Origin of the sequence: Enterococcus sp. AZ091, assembly GCF_051714805.1 — a bacterium.
Lineage (GTDB): Bacteria > Bacillota > Bacilli > Lactobacillales > Enterococcaceae > Enterococcus_D > Enterococcus_D gallinarum.
The window spans coordinates 545467-563263 of the sequence record NZ_JBIOSO010000001.1 but is presented as its reverse complement, the minus strand read 5'-3'; the positions used below and the strand labels follow the sequence as shown (position 1 = coordinate 563263).

Genomic DNA, 17797 nt, shown 5'->3' with positions numbered 1-17797 from the left:
TTCCTCTTTCTATTGGATCACTAAATCAGTGACATATACTTCATTGACGATTGCTGATCCATACTCATGATTAATTGCTTCCTTCAAATTTTTTTTCAAATTCGGAACACTTTCTGCCGAACTTAAAATGTCACTGGCTTTCTTTTGGCGCAACAAGTTAACGATGCTATCCCGAATAACAGCAACATTCTTCGTCACTTCTTCGCTTTTTTCTTCATTATCAACGAGAATCGAAAGGTTGACCTTCATGTATTGCTGTTCCTGCCCTTCTTCTTTCTCAAGATTTACAAGAAATTCCTCTAAAGCAACAATCGATTCATCAGAAGCAATGCCTTTTGCTTTCGTTTTCGGCGCAACGGTTTTGTCTTCTACTAGGAAGTGATTGGTTACCAATGTCCCGCCAATCGTCCCGCCGATCACGATAACCAACAGAATCGGGATCAGTAAAAACAAATTGATTCCTTTCTCTTTGCTTTTTTCTTTCCCTTGTTCTTTTTCTTCCTTTTCTTTCACTTTAGCCATCTTAACCCACCCTTAGTTATTTATTTGTTTCGAATTGATCAAGAGTTTATAGTCAATGACACGCTGTGCCGTTTCTGCCGCAGACTCAGTTACAACCAGTGTCTTGCCATCGATTAGTGTAATCAACGTATCGGGCATTTCTTCGACCCGATAGATCAGTTCCGGATTTAGATAAAACTCTCTGCCATTCAGTGCCGTCAATAAAATCATCCGGTACCTCCTATTTTTTATGAGGGATTCTGTTAACGTTTCAAGTTCAACAATTCTTGCAGCATTTCATCAGAAGTGGTGATACTTCTTGAGTTTGCTTGATACGCTCTGCTGGCAATGATCATTTCTGTAAATTCCGTCGATAGATCGACATTCGACATTTCTAATGCGCCTGCTTGTAGACGACCTGAGCCATTTTGACCTGCACCCGCAACAATTGGGGCACCCGAGTTGTTCGATTGCATGTAGTTATTTCCGCCGACTTTTTCCAATCCTTCAGGGTTATTGAAAGTTGCAATAGAGACTTTCCCCATGACGAATGATTTGTCGCCGTATTTTGCAACGACTAGTCCATTGGCATCGATGGCCATTGAATTATAAGTAAGTTCTTTGCCATCCACAGTGATTGTTGCAGGAATTTCTAACGGTCCAATCTCTGTTTCGCCGCTAAGTCCTGCACCCTCTTCATATTTGTCATCGTAAACGAGTGGCGGATTTGTGCTGCCAGTACGTCCTAATACTTGCATTCCATCACTGTTAGTCAGCGTGCCGTTACTGTCTCGTACGAAAGATCCATCACGTGTGTAATAAGTTTCGCCATTTTCGCCAGAACCTTTGACCATGAAATACCCTTGCCCACTGATGTAAAAGTCCATTGCTCGCCCAGTAGATTGAGGTGCTCCGACTGTATTGATCATGTCGATCGAACCAGCTTGCACGCCTAAACCGACTTGTGTACCGTTGACACCACCTGAACCATTTCCTGGTGCGGTTGCATTTGATGTGGTTTGACTCATCATGTCTTGGAAAAGTACCCGACTTGATTTGAAACCAATCGTATTGACGTTGGCAATATTATTTGATACCACGTCCATTTTCGTTTGAAGATTTTTCATTCCACTAACACCTGAATATAATGATCGTAACATTTGTTTTCCTCCTTCGATTTGACGTATTTTCCTCTGTCATTCAGAAAATACTACAGCCCCTTTTCAGTCCAGCTGTTATTTAATAAATGTTGCACTATCGATATTGGTGACTGTGTTCAATTCGTTCATTCCCATTGCTGTAATGATCGTACGGCTGTGAACATCTGCAATCAGACCCATATCTTTGTATACTAATAATGATTCTTTACTACCTTTAGCTGCTAATTCACTCATTGCAGTTGAAAGCGAATCATAATCGGTCTCTTGAAGTGTTAATTCTCGATCCGTCAGCCGCTTTTGTGCATGATGGGAAACTTTGATACTTCTTTGCTTGTCTTGCAGCATCTCCGAAAAATCGGTATTTCTTGCTTGATAGGGTGCGGTTCTAGGCGTTTTTTCAGAGGTGGCAGCTTGTAATGGTAAATTGCGGCCTATTTGATTCATACTGACTCACCTTTCGATTCGCTCTCTGATTCACTTTCTGATCCATCCGAAGTTTTAGGATCGCCGCCGATCTCTTCAATTGCACTCATGTTGTACTCTTTCCCATTGACAACGATCGTGGCATACCCATTCGAAAAGCGAACTTTCTCAATGACTCCTGTAACTTTTTCTTTTCCATCTAATACTGTGACCTCTTTGTTGATCAGACCAAAAGCCTGTTGTTGCTGCTGAAGGATCACTGACGTCATTACCGTCTCACTTAATTCATTCAATTGTTCCAATGTAGTAAACTGGACCAATTGAGAAATGTAATCCGTTCCGCCGCCTGAAGAGTCACCGCTAAAAGAAGGATTACTCATAGTAGCTGCTAAAATCTTAAGGAAATCATCCATTGAAATATCGGAAGCTCGGTGGGTTTGAGCTAAAGAAGTTGCATTTGCGATCCCCGCAGCCGATTGTGTAATTTCATTAGGCATCTTTCTTCTCCTTTTGCATTAAGCCAAAATACTAATGGCATGATTTGTTTGCTCTGCTGTCTCTTCTTCTTTAGGTAAAGGAACTTGATTGTAGCTTTTTTTTCCCGATTGTCTTTGAGGCTGTGAGAAGCCTTGTTGTGCTGTTTGTCCATCAGTCGTCGAAGTAAAACTAGCAAGTGAATCAGTCAAAGCAGCACGTTCAACCGCTGTGGCAGGATTTTCTTTCAAGACGCCTTCTTTCCCAGAAATCAGTTGATTTTCTTGTTTTTGAAGGACTTGCTCCAGTTCTGTCTTGATCGATGACAATAAGTGCTTGGTCTGTTGCTGCTCTACCGTAAATTCCAGACGGCTCCCTTGCGCAGTAACTTCCAATGCAATTCGGACTTTGCCAAGTTTTTCCGGCACTAATTGGAGTGTGATTTTTTTCTCTGGAGTCTGTACTAACTGTTCAATTTTCTGCGTCAATGGTTCTACGACTGTTTTGACTGCAGCTGGTGTCGGACGTTGATCGTTCTGCATCAACAACTTGGACAAGTCTAGTGTCGTTGTTTGCTGCAAACCGTTAGATCCATCGATTGGCTTCATTGAGTTGTCGATTGTGGAACTCTCGGAAATAGCGACTCTTTCAAGTGCTTGCTGTGGAATGAAAGGCTGTGCACTCCCCTTTGAAGGTTCATCAACCAGAAGTGTCTTTTCACTGGTTGTATTTCCTTTTGCATCTACTGGGGCATCTGTTTGTGAGATACTCTCTGTTCCAGAATCCAAGTGGATTTTTTCTCCGTCCGCAGTCAGTTCTCCTACTGGCAGAATCGCTGCTACAGGTGTGTCTGGCTTGCTCAGAATTGATTCTGAAGCAGTGTCTTTTAACGGATTTCCTCCTGTTGACTGAAATACTTGATCGGTCGCTACTGAAGTGACAGATTGCTCACTGACCGAATCCACCACTAATGGGTCTTCCTTTGGCAGTTGCAATGGGTAGCCTCCCAAAATGCTTCCCTTCGATTCAGTCATTTGCGATCCGAAAAAACCTAGCCACCCCAAAGCTCCTTCATTTACGATTTCTGCCTGTTTCGTCATTTCTGAATTTGCTTCTGGTATACGTGTGTCGGTTGCATTTTCAGAATCGGCGACTGATTCATCTTCTTTGTCGTCCACTAGCTGATTTCCCTGTTCTGCACAAGAAAGATCCCCTTGCGGCACTCCATCTTCATTCGCTGAGTTATCCTCAAGATTTTGGGAAAACTGTTGCAGGAATTGAATGAAATTGCCTGGATCTTTGACAGCAGCAGGTTGTTGTTTGTCAGCAACTTTCATAAGTGCTGGCGTGATAGCCACTTGTTTCATTTTTCACCTCCTCTCACTGATTTTGTGAATCCGCAGCTGCAACTCAGCGCATTGCTAGACTACGGCTGCCCATTTCATCTAATTGTTTTTGTTCTTCTTGAAGCAATTCATAATTGTATTCTTCGAGTTTCTTTTCTCTTAGCTTTTCAACGACTTTTCGTTCTTGCTGTGCTTGAACGACAGCTGTCAAAGCAACTTCAACTTCCTGATTCAGCTGACGCACTTGCTGATACATCTCATGAATGCCAGACTCTAAAGCAGTAAGATAGCGATGCTGAACTTGCATACGACCAAGAGTCATTTCATTGACGTCCATCAATGCGGTTTTTTCATTGATCATTTGAGTAAGAACTTGTTCTTTTTGGATCACTGCTTTTTGTTTCTCTGCGTAGGCTCGTTTTGCTTCTTGTTCTACACTCACACGGTGATCCAATACCTTTTCCAATGAAAAATGAAAAGCTTTCATCTTCAGTTACCTTCTTTCTTATTGCAGGGCATTTCGCTGTCGTTCAAGAGCTGCATCCTCATTGAACAAAGCAGCCAATGCAGCCCGTGTTTCTTCAAATGAATTTCGTTCATCTACTCTTTGTTGTAAAAAACTATTGATTGGATGATGCAATGCGATAGCATGATCGGTGATGGCATTTGCACCTGATTTGTATGCACCAATATCGATCAAATCTTTCGCTTCAGCGTAAGCAGCCATATTTTCTTTTAATTCACCAGCGTCATTGTAGTGTTCAGGCGTAACTAATGTCTTCATTAAACGGCTCAAGCTGTTTTGAACATCGATCGCCGGATAATGATTTTGAGCGGCAATTTTTCTAGATAAGATAATGTGACCATCGAGAATCCCCCTGACGGCATCCGCGATAGGTTCATTCATGTCATCCCCTTCAACCAGAACCGTATAAAAAGCAGTGATGGATCCTTGATCGGACATCCCGCTGCGTTCCAACAGTTTTGGCAGCGCCGTAAATACCGAAGGCGTATACCCTTTAGTCGTCGGCGGCTCACCCGTGGATAGACCAATTTCTCGTTGCGCCATCGCAAAGCGAGTCACGGAGTCCATCATCAACACAACTTTCTTTCCTTGATCTCGGTAATACTCGGCAATAGCGGTTGCCACATGAGCCCCTTTCAAACGTACTAAAGGCGGCATATCGGAAGTTGCACAAACAACGACTGATTTGCGGTAGCCTTCTGGACCCAGATCGTTTTCAATAAATTCTTTTACTTCTCGGCCACGTTCGCCTACAAGTCCAATCACGATAATATCGGCTTCGCAATAGCGAGCCAACATCCCAAGCAACGTACTTTTCCCTACACCACTTCCGGCAAAAATACCGATCCGCTGTCCTTGGCCAACGGTCAACAAACCATCGATCACTCGTACACCTGTACTCATGATTTCAGAGATTTTTTTCCGCTGAAATGGATCAGGAGATTCTTGACTGACAGGGTACTCGTCAGCATCACTTAAATCGATCGCCATATCCATTGGACGTCCTAATCCATCTAATGTATGCCCTAGGAGCGAGTCACTGATTTTGACCGTCAGTGTTGTGCCGGTAGGCTTCACTAAACAGCCAGGTCCAATACCTTCTAATTGATCTAACGGCATCAATAGAACAGTCTTTTTAACAAAACCGACAACCTCGGCTAACGCAACGTGAGAACTGTTGCGGATCTTCACTTCACAGATTTCTCCTACAAAAACGGCTAATCCTTCCACTTTGATCAATAGACCAACCACTTCGCTGACCTTCCCATAAATGGAGTAAAATCTACGTTTTTTTGCTTTTTGGACAATTGGTCCAACAGGTAATTCAAGCACCATTGCTATTCACTACTTTCTAAAAGATGCTGCAGATAAAGTTGAATTTCTTTTTCCAACTCGAAGACAACGATCGAATCATCTGATTCAATCACAAAATCGTGAGCTGAAAGCTGATCATCCGGTAACAGCAAATAGCGAAAATTACTGATCGCCTGCTTCCGGCTTTCCAAGATATCTTTAAGGACATGCAGATGCTGTTCATGAATGCGGATCGTCAAGAACTGGTCCGGTTGTTCAAACTGCAGTAAAATAGGCTCCAAAAAAGCAAGCAAAGCAGCATTGCTTTGCTCGAAACGCTGGTTGATCAGTGCTTCGGCGATCTGTACACCGAAGGAAATCATCTCAGCTTTTTTCTCTGACCGAAAAGCATTAATCTCTTCTGCTGCCTGCTGTACATTCTGCTCGGCTTGTGCAATAAGCTTGGCAGCTGTCTCTTTACTTACAGACATGCCTTCTTGATACCCTTGCTCATAGCCTTCCTTTTGTCCAGTTGCAAATCCGTTAGCATAGCCTTCTTCTTGCGCAGATTGTTTAATTTGTTGGGCTTCTGCTTGAGCCGCTTCTAGTGTTTGTTGTTTCAACCTTTCAATTTCTTTACGCTGACGCTCCATCTCAAGTTTCCACGCACGTTCCCGTTGCGCTGCTTGCCGCTTTTGACGCCCCGCTTCTGTCGAATCAGTAGTAGAAAGCAACGGAGAAGGCGTTTTAATTACAGCTTCAGTTAAAATTGATTTTTCGGTATCAAGGTTTTTGACCGTTTCATGTTTCAACAAGCTACTATTTGACCACTGCATCCTGGTTGCCCCTTCCAAGATAGATCTCACCATTTTCGTCTAAACGGCGAATCACAGCGACCACATTTTGCTGTGCTTCCTCAATAGCAGACAATCGAGTTGGTCCCATAAATTGAATCTCTTCTTGTAAATTCTCCACTGCACGATATGAAAGATTTGAGAAAACGAAAGCTTTGATATCTTCTGGAGCACCTTTGAGTGCAAGGACAAGCACTTCATTTGGTACATCCCGCAGCACTTTTTGAACATCCAATCGGTCAAGTGTAACGATATCGTCAAATGTGAACAGACTTGATTTGACTTCATTTGAAAGCTCAGGCTGCCGCTTTTCCAGATCGGTCAAAATATTCTTCTCGGTGCTTCGACTCACTGAATTCAAGATCTCTACCAATGTGTGCACGCCGCCCACGTTTTCACTGTCATTCTCTACATAGTTAGAGAACTTGTTCTCGATCACTTTTTCGATTCGCTCAATGATCAATGGCGAGGTGCTGGAGATCGTACCGATCCGTTCTGCAATTTCTACTTGGAGATGATCTGGAAACTGCGATAACACATTGGCTGCTTTATCGGGCTGCATGTAACACAGAATCAAAGCGACCGTCTGAGGGTGCTCACCAATCAAGAGATTCGTCAACTGTTGCACATCCGCTTTACGTGCAATATTAAATGGGCGTTCTCGCAATTGGATCTGCGTCAACACATCAATCACTTCTTTTGCTTTGTGGGAACCTAATGCTTGATTCAATAAATTCTTTGCATAATCGATCCCACCATCAAGAACATATTTTCTAGCAGTGAATGTCGTTGAAAATTCTTCTAATACTTGATCGCGTTCTTCCGGACTGACAAAATCGATATTGGCGATTTCATAACTCACTTTTTGAATATAATTTTCCGGTAGAAGTTTCATGATCTTCGCAGAGGTTTCCGATCCCAATGAGATCAAGAGTATTGCTGCTTTTTTGACACCATCGAGTGTTTCCATCGTTTCTTTCCCCTCTATTTTTCCTTCATCCAAGCTTTGATCAATTCAGCAGCCACTTCCGGATTTGAATCGGCATGTTGTTTTGCTGAATGATTTAAAGAATTTTCCTCGACCGGCTCTTGTTCAGGCTCATTTGATTCTTCAACTGAAGTATCAACGTTGTGCCCTAGACCGCCAAAGACAACTTCTTCGGATTCTTCCATAACTGGTGCTGGTTCTGAATCAGCTGGCTGTGCAACCGGCAATTCTTGTGTTACATCTACTGAAATTTGATCTTCGCGACGCTTTCGAACCAATCCAATCACGAATAGCACTAACAAAATCACGACCAATGCGATACCACCGAAAATGATATATTTCAGATAGCCTTTTGCCGCTGCTAATTGTTCCGTACCTTCCGTTTCTTCCACCTCTGCTGTTGCTTGGGCAAAGTCAAAGCCTTGGATAGCAATATCATCGCCGCGATCAGCATCATATCCTACAGCACTGGCAATCAGCAACTGCAGTTCCGCCTGATCATTTTGCGAAAGGTCTGCATTAACGACCACTGAACTTGTCATTCGTTGAATCATACCCGGTGCTGTAATTCTTTTGGTCGTTTCTGTGTTCAATTCATTTTCGACTGAGCGGCTGTATGAACTGCCTGCATCCCCATCATCTCCGGTCACATTAGAAACATTGTCATCGACTGTACCCGTTTGGGCTTCTTGGATCGCTTCGCCAGATCCAGCTGCTTGAACTGTTTCTTTTCTTATTTCCGGATCATCGTAAGTCACCTTGGTACTTTCAATCGAATCAAAGTTCAGATCTAAATTGATGGAGACTTGAAATTTATCTTCACCGTAGATTGGTGCCAACAATTTCGAGACTTTTTCTTCCAGAATTTTTTCATACTCATTTTTGATTGCAATGTACTTACTGTTCAAACTACTGAGCTGACTATTTTCATCTTTTTCGATCGTCAATGTATTTCCTGAGCTATCGACGACTTTGACATTCTCTGGCTCAAGCTTCTCAACGGCACCCGAAGTCAGCGTCACAATTCCTTGTACCGCTTCCTCAGAAATCTGTTGATTTTTTAGTGTTAGAATGATCGAAGCAGTAGGTTTGCTTTCTTCACTCGAAAAAACACTGTCTTCTGGCATCACTAGGAGAACTTTCGCTGTTTTGACAGAATCTAATGTCTCGATTGCCCGTTGCAACTCTCCGGTAACGGCACGCTGATACATGATTTTCCGATCTTCATCGGTAGTCATCATGCTAGCATCATCAAAAAGCTCAAATCCCGTTGCTGTGTTCGGTAATTTATTTTCGACTGCTAATTCAATCCGGTATTCATCGATTTGTTCTTTGGCAATCAAAATGGTCGTTCCATTATCTGTCAACTTGTAGTCGATTTTCTGATCTGTCAAATCATTGGTGATCGCTCCTGCATCAGCTTCGCTTAAATCTGTAAACAAAACACCGTATTCGACTCTTGTATTTAAGTAATACATTGTTGCCGCGACACCAATAACGCTGATAACGGAAAGAATTGCTATCAATTTTTTCAGTGAACTTTGAGCCTGCCATCGTTCTTTGATCAGGTCCGGCCATTCTTTCAATTTTTCCATCATTTCGCTTTATTCCCTCGCCAACTGCTAAAACTGCATATTTTTAACATCGTTATATGCCTCTAAGCATTTATTGCGCACGGTCACGGCTGTTTGGAGCGCTAACTGTGCTTCTGTCATTCGAATCATTATATTTCCTAGATCACTCTCATCTCCTGTGATCATTTTGATCGTGTCTTGATCCATTGTTGCAGTTTTTTGATTAAGATTTTCAAGCGCATCAGACAAATAATTACCGAATGCAGCACCTGATGAAGAATCAACTTCAGTTGCAGAAGTTCCTGAAGCACCAAGTGCCCGTAAGGAATTCTGATATTCGGTTAATCCTTGTGTTGATAATAATTCATTCATTTTTTTCTACCCCTTTGATATTTCTAGTGCTTTTTTGAGAATTGTTTTATTCATTTCGGAGGCAGAAACATTCGCTTCATATGTACGCACTGCTTGGATCATTGCCACCATTTCATCTGCGATGTCCACATTTGATTGTTCAAGATAGCCGTCTTCATCCGCAGCAGGGTTAGTCGGATCATAAGTCAATTTCAATGTTTCGTCCGTTTGGATCCCCGTCACTTTAACACCATAATTCTTTGTCTTTCCATCTTGAACCGTCTTAAGATTTTCAGAAAAAAGAATGCTTTTCTTTTGGTATGCTTCGCTATTTTCTGTTTGGTTGGTATTGACATTCGCAATATTGGTCGATATCGTATCCAGTTTTAATCGTTCCAACGCTAAACCACTTGCATTGATCGTCAGTCCATCAAAAACACCCACTACATTTGCCTACTTTCTTTAATTACTCAATACATAATTCATCATTTGCAAACGCCCATTGATTTGTGCAGTCAATGCACTGTAATATAATCCGTTTGCTGCTTGATCCAGCATTTCTACTTCTAAATCTACATTGTTGCCATTGTCCTTAAGACTTGTGTTCGCATTTTGAGTTACTCGGGGCTGTACTTGTGAAAGAATGTCTTCTTGTGAAGATTGATTCCCAGCAGCCTGTAACGCTTGTTTCAATTCGCTTTCAAATTCTACTCGCTTCGCTTTATAACCATCCGTGTTCACATTGGCTATGTTTGAAGAAATCAGCTCTGCTCTTTTAGCAGAAACAGCAAGCGTCGTTTTTAACAACTCATAACTATCCAATCTTTTCAGTACTCCTTTCAGTCTGTATCAGATGATCATCCGATAAGAATTTCAATCTTTTGTCAAAATAATCATTTTTTTTTGATATAATTAAAAAAACATCGCGCGGTATAATTATAGAGTAATTAAAATTATTTTACAATTTGATTTTTTAAATTTTACTGTTATTATCTTTTGATTATGGAGATAGTGTGTTATTTGATAGTCATTTTATAATAGCTGTTATCCTTTCTTTTAAATCATTTATTCACAAAGGAAACTGGAAGAAGCAGCAAACAAAATGATTAATGATATTTCTGAAAACATGATTAAAAAATAATCAACAAAATAAACTATTCTTTAAAATAAAGGATATTAAATAATTTAAATAACTTAAATGCTGTTTAAATAAAGCGGTTTATTAAAATAGTCAAGCCACTTTTAAATTAACTTTATTTTTGCGCATTTTTACACAAATAATCACCTAAAAAAAGGAAAAAACGAAAATAAGTTTCATAAAGACGTTATATTAAAAATATTTTTTCCACATCTTAATTTCTCATTTTTTTTATCCGATAATAAAATAAGGTACATATTTAGGTAATAGAAGTTATAGGAGGAAGCAACAAATGGATTTTTTCTTGCTGATCGGTATAGTATTAGGCGTTATTTCCGTCGTTGTCGGAATGATCGTAAAAGGGGCAAACGTAGCGGTTTTGATCAACCCAGCAGCAGCTATCATTATTTTCGTTGGAGTGATCGCAGCTGTTGTCAATTCGTTTCCGAGTAGTGACATCAAACGAATACCTAAAATTTTCGGTATTCTACTTAAAAACGAAGAGTACGATGTAAAAAAAACGATCAATAGTATCGTAGATATGGCCAACCAAGCACGGCGCGATGGATTACTGTCTTTAGAAAATGCCATTCAAAACTTGGAAGAACCATTCTTAAAAAAAGGATTGGAAATGGTAGTAGATGGAATTCCTGAAGATCAGATCAAAGAAATCATGGAAAATGAGATCTACGGTATCGAAGAGCGGCATCACGTTGGCGCTAATATTTTTAAAACAGCCGGAACAAGTGCACCGACACTAGGAGTTCTAGGGGCTGTTATTGGTCTGATTGGTGCTCTCGGCAACTTAGAAGATGTCGAAGCATTGGGGCATATGATTTCAGCTGCCTTTGTGGCAACACTGTACGGAATCTTTTTTGGCTATGTCTTGTTTATTCCTTTCAGTTCTCGACTGAATTTGAAATCGGAACAAGAAGTACAAGTGATGTCGATTATTGTTGAAGGTGTATTGGCGATCCAAGCAGGACAATCTCCTAAGAGTATTGAAAAGAAACTCTATAGTTTGATTGAACCAAACAAACGAGAAGAAAGATCCTAGAGGTTAACTCAACATGAAAAGAAAAAAGAAAAAGGAAGAACACGTTGATGAAGCATGGCTTCTGCCCTACTCTGATATGCTGACACTGCTTTTGGCCCTTTTTATCGTTATGTTTGCCATGGCGAAGGTCGATGATGAGAAGTTTCAGGAGATTCGTAGTGAATTTGGATCAATTCTTTCCAATCATCATAGTGGCTCCCCAGTCATTGGTTCTGTCATCGATATGGGCGCCTCTGGTAAAACAGGCAACAGCGCTGCAACCAATGCTTCTGAAGCACAGGCACAAGAAGAAGCAACTCGCATGCAACTAGAAAACCAACAACTGGAAAAGATCAGTGAACAATTACAAAAAGACTTAGCCGAATCTGCTTTAGACGGACAAAGCGAGGTCAGTTTAGAAGCGGACGGTCTTCACATCACATTAGACAGCAGTATCCTATTTGCTTCTGGTAGTGCTGGGATCACTTCCCAAACCAGCCAGTCTCTGGATACCCTTGCTTCTGCTTTAAAAAAGTTGAAAGCACATAAAATTATTATTGCTGGTCATACTGACAACGTACCGGAGAAAGGCACAGGTCTTTATGAATCTAACTGGGACTTGAGTGCGGCTCGTGCAATCACAGTGATGAACTATTTAATCGACAAGAAGATTATCTCCGAACAAAATGCTGCTATCCAAGCCTATGCTGATACGCAACCTAAAGCAAGCAATGACACCGCAGCCGGACGTTCTGAAAATCGACGGGTAGAAATGATCATCCAGCGCTCGCAAATAGATGAATAAGCCATGTTCAAACCAAAATAAATTGATAAGTGATTTACTACAAAAAAACGAAGACTGACTATCCTGGATCAGTGAAAAACAGGAAAACAGTCTTCGTTTTTTGTCTTTCTATAAAAGCGATCCCTCGCAAAAAACACCACACAGTTCTTCTGCTGACGAAGACTGTCGCGGTGTTTTTTTCATTTATTTCAATTCAAATTGATCGGTCAATTTTTTCAATACTTTTGAGATATCTCTAAGATCAGAAACATGGTTGGTAAATTCATCCATTGTCGCTAGAACTTCTTCTGAATTAGCGGAAACTTCTTGTGTACCAGCCGCATTTTCCTCTGTCGAAGCAGAGATGTTTTCAAGATCAACTAAAACATTTCCTTGGATCTGTTCGATCCGCTTACTTGCTTCTTCTACATCACGAATGCCATCAATCATGAACATACTGCGTTTATAGACTTCTTTTGAAGAAGCAATGACCCGTTGAATCAAATTCGTTTGCCGTTCGCCGCCTTTTAACGAATCAGATGTTTGTTCTACCATTTGAGCAGATTGTGTACGAATTTCTTCAATGATTGATTCGATTTCTTTCGTGGAAGCTTTGCTTTGTTCAGCCAGCTTACGAATCTCTGCTGCTACTACCGCAAAGCCTTTGCCGGATTCCCCCGCACTTGCGGCTTCGATTGAAGCATTTAGGGCCAGTAAATTGGTTTGATAAGAAATGTCATTGATCACACGAATAATGGTATTGATATTCTGAATATTGTCATTCATATTCGTCATATTCGTCATCAATTTTTCCATCTGTTCCAGCTCATTTTGCCAGCTTGAACCAACTTTATCCATCAGATTTAAACTCTCTTGATTGATGTCTGTCGCTTCTTGCGACTTGCTGCTCATCTCATTGATGGTATTGCTTAGCTCTTTGATTACATGGGAAAGATTTTGTAATTGCGCCACACTATGTTCTGTTTCCTGTGCTTGTGAGCCAGTCACTTCTGCAATTCCAGTAATTGTTTCTGAAACTTCTTCTGCTGCCACGCCGATTTGTTTGGCCAACTCTAATAAGGAATCAGACATTGAAGCGACATTGCCACTTTCTTTTTGAACATTTTTGATTAGTTTCCCAGTTTCTATAACCATTTGATTATAATTAGCTGCCATCTGATGGATCTCTGTGCCATCCTTATCTGGATAAACGATTCGTTCAGCGAACTGACCAAATCGCCATTTTTGGTTTGGATCTTTTTGATGTCGTTTTAACAACTCCAATTGACCGGCACCCATTTTAGAAAATTTCTCATTGAAAACGTTCATGATCGTGCTCACGATCCTCGTTGTATAAATAGACACGGCAACGATTAAAAGAATCATAAATCCGGCAACGACCACAGAAATCCAAATAATAGAATGTAGCTCTTTGTCCAGATCATCTGCTTCTACTTCTGAAAATGCCCAAACCGTTGACCCAGCAGGTTTATCGTATATCACATCATTGATTCCATTGGAATCTGCCGGCTTTACTCTCCCGATTGGTTGTTCTGCAGCGGCAATTCGTTTGAATACTGTTTTCTCTTGAATGTTTGTTCCTATCAGTGATTTTTCCTTGGATGTAATCACTACACCAGACTCTGAAACCAATGAAACATTCCCGGTACGACCAACGTCGATAGACGACAAGATTTTTTGGATCGATTCATAAGAAACGTCGACACACAAGACACCGATCTTTTTTTTTGAATTTGTGATCATCACAGAAGCTGTCGTCACAAATTCATTCGTTACTGTATCTAGATAAGGATCTGTCCAATAAACTTCTCCCCCTGCTTCGATTGCTCCTTTATACCATGGTCGAGTGGTTGGATCATAGTCATCGGGTAATGGATTGAATGAGACAAATTCTTTCTCCTCAGTTCCGAAAGCAACTGCTCGAAAACTATCTGTACCAGCAATCGCTGTTGAGAGACTGTCACGGATTCTCCCCATACTGTATTCTGTTTTCATTGGAGGAAGTTCTGCCATTGACTTCAATTTATCTTCTGTTGATTTTCGCAGCATATCTTCTTCCGCTATAATCAATCGTACAGCACTTTCTTTGTTGATGTCATTTCGTTCAATCAATGATTTTTTTGTTGTTAAATACGAACTCACAACTAAAAATAAAATTGGAATAACTGCAACTAAGATCATAACCAAACCAACATAAAGCCCAATACTCTTTTTCTTTTTTCTCAAACTTGAGACACTCCTTCATTTTTCAAATTCTCTCTAACTTCTGCAACGAAGAAACTTCTTCAAACAGACTTACTCTTTCGTAATCGGTCATTGTATTCCTTTTATTAAGAGTTCCTTGTTCTTTTAATCATCAAAATTTTTTTCGTATCTAAAAAATACACAACAATTAAAAAGTCATTAGAGTAAACAAAAAAGCCTCAACAATCAGCGCGACCACTAGCAGCAACGTTGAACGTTGGGGAAGGATCTCGCTGATTATTTAGGCTTATTGATTACTTTTGGAAGGTGTGAAACAGCTAAAACTTAAGGAGTGCTCGTTTTAATATCCGGAAAAAGCCGCTTTTTGTTCCATAGTTAAGAAAGAGGATCCGGAGCAGACTGGGCAATTGCTAACCAAGCCGCTGGAATTCGATATGGAGAACAAGAAACGTAGTCAATACCGATTTCCCGCAAAAATGCAATGGATTGAGGATCTCCACCTACTTCGCCGCAAACACCGATCGCTTTTTCCTTTGTTAGCTGGCGAATGGATGTTACCGCTTGTTCCATTAGTTGTCCTACACCCACTTTATCAAGATGTTGATACGGATCCTCAGACAAGATACCTTGATCTAAATAGCGCTGAATAAATCCAGCAGCATCGTCCCGTGAAAAACCAAAAGTCATTTGTGTCAGGTCATTGGTCCCAAAACTGAAGAAATCAGCTAGCGGAGCTAATTCTTTCGTTAATAAACATGCTCTTGGTGTTTCTAACATCATCCCAATTTTGAAAGGTACTTCTTTCTGATAGTGAGCAAAAATTTGTCGGATGTACATTTCAAGACGTTCTTTCAAAACGCGCATTTCTTCCGGCATACTGATCAAAGGCAGCATAATCTCAGGATACACAACACTGCCTGTATCAGAAACTTGCAGTGCTGCTTCGATAATTGCAGCTGTCTGCATCTCATAAATCTCAGGATAAGTAATTCCTAGACGGCTTCCTCGATGCCCCATCATCGGATTTACTTCTTGTAGATCATGGACTCGTTGCTTGATTTTTTCTAGAGAATAGCCACTGCGCTCGGCCATTTCTTCGTATTCTTGTGGTCGTGGTAAAAACTCGTGCAACGGCGGATCCAACAAGCGAATGACACATTTCTGTTCTTTTGTCTGCAGTAATAACTCCTTAAAATCATTTAACTGAAACGTTTTTAGCTGAGACAAAGCTACCTGTCTTTCTTCAGTCGTTTCAGCTAAAATCACTTGCCGCATCGGCCAGATCCGAGATTCACCAAAAAACATATGCTCCGTTCGCGCTAGTCCAATACCTGCTGCTCCAAAAGAAGCTGCTGTCTTGATTTCTTCGATGGTTTCCGCATTTGCTCGTACTACTAGGTCTGCTCTTTCTTTAGACCAGTCTAAAATCGTCTGCAGCAAACCAAAATCCTGCGAGGCAACCAGTGATAGCGCACCTTGATACAGATTGCCTGTCGTCCCATCCACTGATAGATAGTCTCCTTCTTGAATGATTGCTTCACCACATCGAGCCTGTTTCAAAAATGAATCGACTGCTAACTGATCACAACCTGCCACACAACAAACTCCTAGTCCTCGGGCAACGACTGCCGCATGAGAAGTCATGCCGCCTCTAGAAGTCACGATTGCTTCACTAACAACCATCCCATCAATGTCTTCCGGTGAGGTTTCTTGTCGCAACAAAATAACTTTTTCTCCTGCTTGGTGGGCATTGACCGCTGCTTCTGCAGAAAAATAAACTCGACCTACCGCTGCACCGGGACTGGCAGGTAACCCTTGACTAAGAGGAGATGCTTTAGCAAGTGACTCCGGGGAAAAGATGGGATGCAGCAACTGATCAAGCATGTCTGGTGTCAATCGATGCAGTGCCGCTTTCTTCGTGATCTTTCCTTCAGAAACTAGATCTATAGCAATCTGTACAGCAGCTTTGGCTGTCCGTTTGCCATTACGAGTCTGTAAAACAAATAATCGCCCTTCTTCAAGGGTAAATTCGATATCTTGCATGTCTTTGTAATGATTCTCTAATAACTCGGCAATCGCCGAAAACTGCGCGTGGATTTCTGGTTGTGTTTTGGCTAAATCACTAATCGGTCTTGGCGTACGAACCCCCGCGACAACATCTTCTCCTTGTGCACAAGCGAGAAATTCACCAAATAATCCTCTGTGTCCTGTCGTCGGATCGCGAGTAAAAGCAACGCCAGTTCCACTTGCAGCACCACTATTGCCAAAAACCATTTCCTGAACAGTCACGGCTGTTCCTAGATCATGAGCAAGTTTGTGGATTTTACGGTAAGTGATAGCCCGGGGATTATTCCACGAACGAAACACAGCTTGAACGGCTGATAATAATTGTTCCAGCGGATCTTGAGGGAATCGTTCTTGCGTATGTTCCATATAAATACTTTTGAAAACCTCGCAAATCTCTTGCCAGTCTGGAGCGACCATTGATTGATCAGAAGGATATCCCTTTTTATGTTTATAGGTCGTTAAATAGGATTCAAAATGACTCTTATCGATCCCTTTAACAACATCCCCATACATTTGGATAAGGCGACGGTAGCAATCATAGGCAAATGTAGGATTCTTTGTATTCGCTGCCAGCGTCTGTACCGTTTGATCAGTTAACCCCAAGTTGAGAATCGTATCCATCATCCCCGGCATGGAATACTTTGCCCCACTGCGAACAGAAACCAGTAATGGCTGCTGGTTTCCGCCAAAAGACTTGTGGGTTCGTTCTTCCAATGTAGCTACTGCTCGAATAATTTCTTCTACCAACGGCTGTGTAAGTTGCTGGTTTTCTAAAAATTGTCGGCAAACATCTGTTGTAACAATAAATCCCGCAGGAACAGGCAACCCGATACTGGTCATTTCAGCTAAATTTGCTCCTTTCCCCCCTAATAGCTCTTTTTGATCTTTCGTACCTTCTGAGAACCAAACGATATTCTTCATTTTTTTCCGCCTTCCTAATGTGATATACTATTAAACTTAAAACGAAGTATATAGCGTACATCATTGATTCGTCAAGAAGAAATTTTTAAGAAAGATTCGCGCCAAAATCCTTTATTGCATTTTCCAAGCGGAAAA

At 41.2% G+C, this 17797-nt stretch carries 18 protein-coding genes; 2 read left to right on the top strand and 16 right to left on the bottom strand.

Annotated features, from left to right (window positions below; genetic code table 11):
• Positions 1–9: 9 nt before the first annotated feature.
• From IGJ28_RS02890 to flgB, 14 genes are all read right to left on the bottom strand, one after another.
• Positions 10–522 carry a flagellar basal body-associated FliL family protein gene (locus IGJ28_RS02890; protein WP_060813685.1) on the bottom strand — a complete coding sequence of 171 codons (513 nt, stop codon included), beginning with the start codon at positions 520–522 and terminating at the stop codon, positions 10–12.
• 12 nt (positions 523–534) lie between these two features.
• Positions 535–732 carry a flagellar FlbD family protein gene (locus tag IGJ28_RS02885; protein ID WP_060813686.1) on the bottom strand — a complete coding sequence of 66 codons (198 nt, stop codon included), beginning with the start codon at positions 730–732 and terminating at the stop codon, positions 535–537.
• A 32-nt stretch (positions 733–764) separates the two neighbouring features.
• The gene (locus tag IGJ28_RS02880) at positions 765–1661 is read right to left on the bottom strand and encodes a flagellar hook-basal body complex protein (RefSeq protein WP_060813687.1); all 897 of its coding nucleotides are present in this window, start codon (positions 1659–1661) and stop codon (positions 765–767) included.
• Positions 1662–1736: 75 nt separating this feature from the next.
• Positions 1737–2105 (bottom strand): flagellar protein, encoded by a 369-nt coding sequence (locus IGJ28_RS02875; RefSeq protein WP_071870112.1) that lies wholly within the window; start codon positions 2103–2105, stop codon positions 1737–1739.
• Complete coding sequence (locus IGJ28_RS02870; RefSeq protein WP_060813688.1) at positions 2102–2581, bottom strand: flagellar hook capping FlgD N-terminal domain-containing protein; 480 nt, start codon at positions 2579–2581, stop codon at positions 2102–2104. The genes IGJ28_RS02875 and IGJ28_RS02870 overlap by 4 nt, the downstream gene beginning before the upstream one ends.
• A gap of 18 nt (positions 2582–2599) precedes the next feature.
• Positions 2600–3925, bottom strand: a complete 1326-nt coding sequence (locus tag IGJ28_RS02865) for a flagellar hook-length control protein FliK (protein ID WP_438845123.1) — start codon at positions 3923–3925, stop codon at positions 2600–2602.
• A gap of 43 nt (positions 3926–3968) precedes the next feature.
• Positions 3969–4391, bottom strand: coding sequence for a flagellar export protein FliJ (gene fliJ, locus IGJ28_RS02860; protein WP_060813690.1), 423 nt, complete (start codon positions 4389–4391; stop codon positions 3969–3971).
• Between the two features lie 18 nt (positions 4392–4409).
• Entirely contained in the window at positions 4410–5765 is a 1356-nt protein-coding gene (gene fliI, locus IGJ28_RS02855) for a flagellar protein export ATPase FliI (RefSeq protein WP_081131841.1), read from the bottom strand.
• A gap of 2 nt (positions 5766–5767) precedes the next feature.
• Positions 5768–6559 (bottom strand): FliH/SctL family protein, encoded by a 792-nt coding sequence (locus tag IGJ28_RS02850; RefSeq protein ID WP_171917813.1) that lies wholly within the window; start codon positions 6557–6559, stop codon positions 5768–5770.
• Positions 6543–7547, bottom strand: coding sequence for a flagellar motor switch protein FliG (fliG, locus tag IGJ28_RS02845; RefSeq protein WP_438845122.1), 1005 nt, complete (start codon positions 7545–7547; stop codon positions 6543–6545). The genes IGJ28_RS02850 and fliG overlap by 17 nt, the downstream gene beginning before the upstream one ends.
• A 14-nt stretch (positions 7548–7561) precedes the next feature.
• Positions 7562–9160 carry a flagellar basal-body MS-ring/collar protein FliF gene (gene fliF, locus IGJ28_RS02840; RefSeq protein WP_219645397.1) on the bottom strand — a complete coding sequence of 533 codons (1599 nt, stop codon included), beginning with the start codon at positions 9158–9160 and terminating at the stop codon, positions 7562–7564.
• Positions 9161–9187: 27 nt separating this feature from the next.
• Complete coding sequence (gene fliE, locus IGJ28_RS02835; protein ID WP_060813694.1) at positions 9188–9511, bottom strand: flagellar hook-basal body complex protein FliE; 324 nt, start codon at positions 9509–9511, stop codon at positions 9188–9190.
• Between the two features lie 6 nt (positions 9512–9517).
• Positions 9518–9934 (bottom strand): flagellar basal body rod protein FlgC, encoded by a 417-nt coding sequence (gene flgC, locus IGJ28_RS02830; protein WP_081131844.1) that lies wholly within the window; start codon positions 9932–9934, stop codon positions 9518–9520.
• Between the two features lie 18 nt (positions 9935–9952).
• Positions 9953–10312 (bottom strand): flagellar basal body rod protein FlgB, encoded by a 360-nt coding sequence (flgB, locus tag IGJ28_RS02825; protein WP_060813696.1) that lies wholly within the window; start codon positions 10310–10312, stop codon positions 9953–9955.
• A gap of 608 nt (positions 10313–10920) precedes the next feature.
• Here flgB and motA point away from each other — a divergent pair.
• Both motA and IGJ28_RS02815 read left to right on the top strand, forming a co-directional pair.
• Positions 10921–11685, top strand: a complete 765-nt coding sequence (motA, locus tag IGJ28_RS02820) for a flagellar motor stator protein MotA (protein WP_060813697.1) — start codon at positions 10921–10923, stop codon at positions 11683–11685.
• Between the two features lie 13 nt (positions 11686–11698).
• Positions 11699–12469 (top strand): OmpA/MotB family protein, encoded by a 771-nt coding sequence (locus IGJ28_RS02815; protein WP_113848985.1) that lies wholly within the window; start codon positions 11699–11701, stop codon positions 12467–12469.
• A 183-nt stretch (positions 12470–12652) separates the two neighbouring features.
• On the opposite strand, the gene IGJ28_RS02810 is transcribed toward IGJ28_RS02815, so the two are convergent.
• Both IGJ28_RS02810 and ppdK read right to left on the bottom strand, forming a co-directional pair.
• Complete coding sequence (locus IGJ28_RS02810; RefSeq protein ID WP_438845121.1) at positions 12653–14695, bottom strand: methyl-accepting chemotaxis protein; 2043 nt, start codon at positions 14693–14695, stop codon at positions 12653–12655.
• A 354-nt stretch (positions 14696–15049) separates the two neighbouring features.
• The gene (gene ppdK / locus IGJ28_RS02805) at positions 15050–17662 is read right to left on the bottom strand and encodes a pyruvate, phosphate dikinase (RefSeq protein WP_438845120.1); all 2613 of its coding nucleotides are present in this window, start codon (positions 17660–17662) and stop codon (positions 15050–15052) included.
• Between the last annotated feature and the right edge of the window lie 135 nt (positions 17663–17797).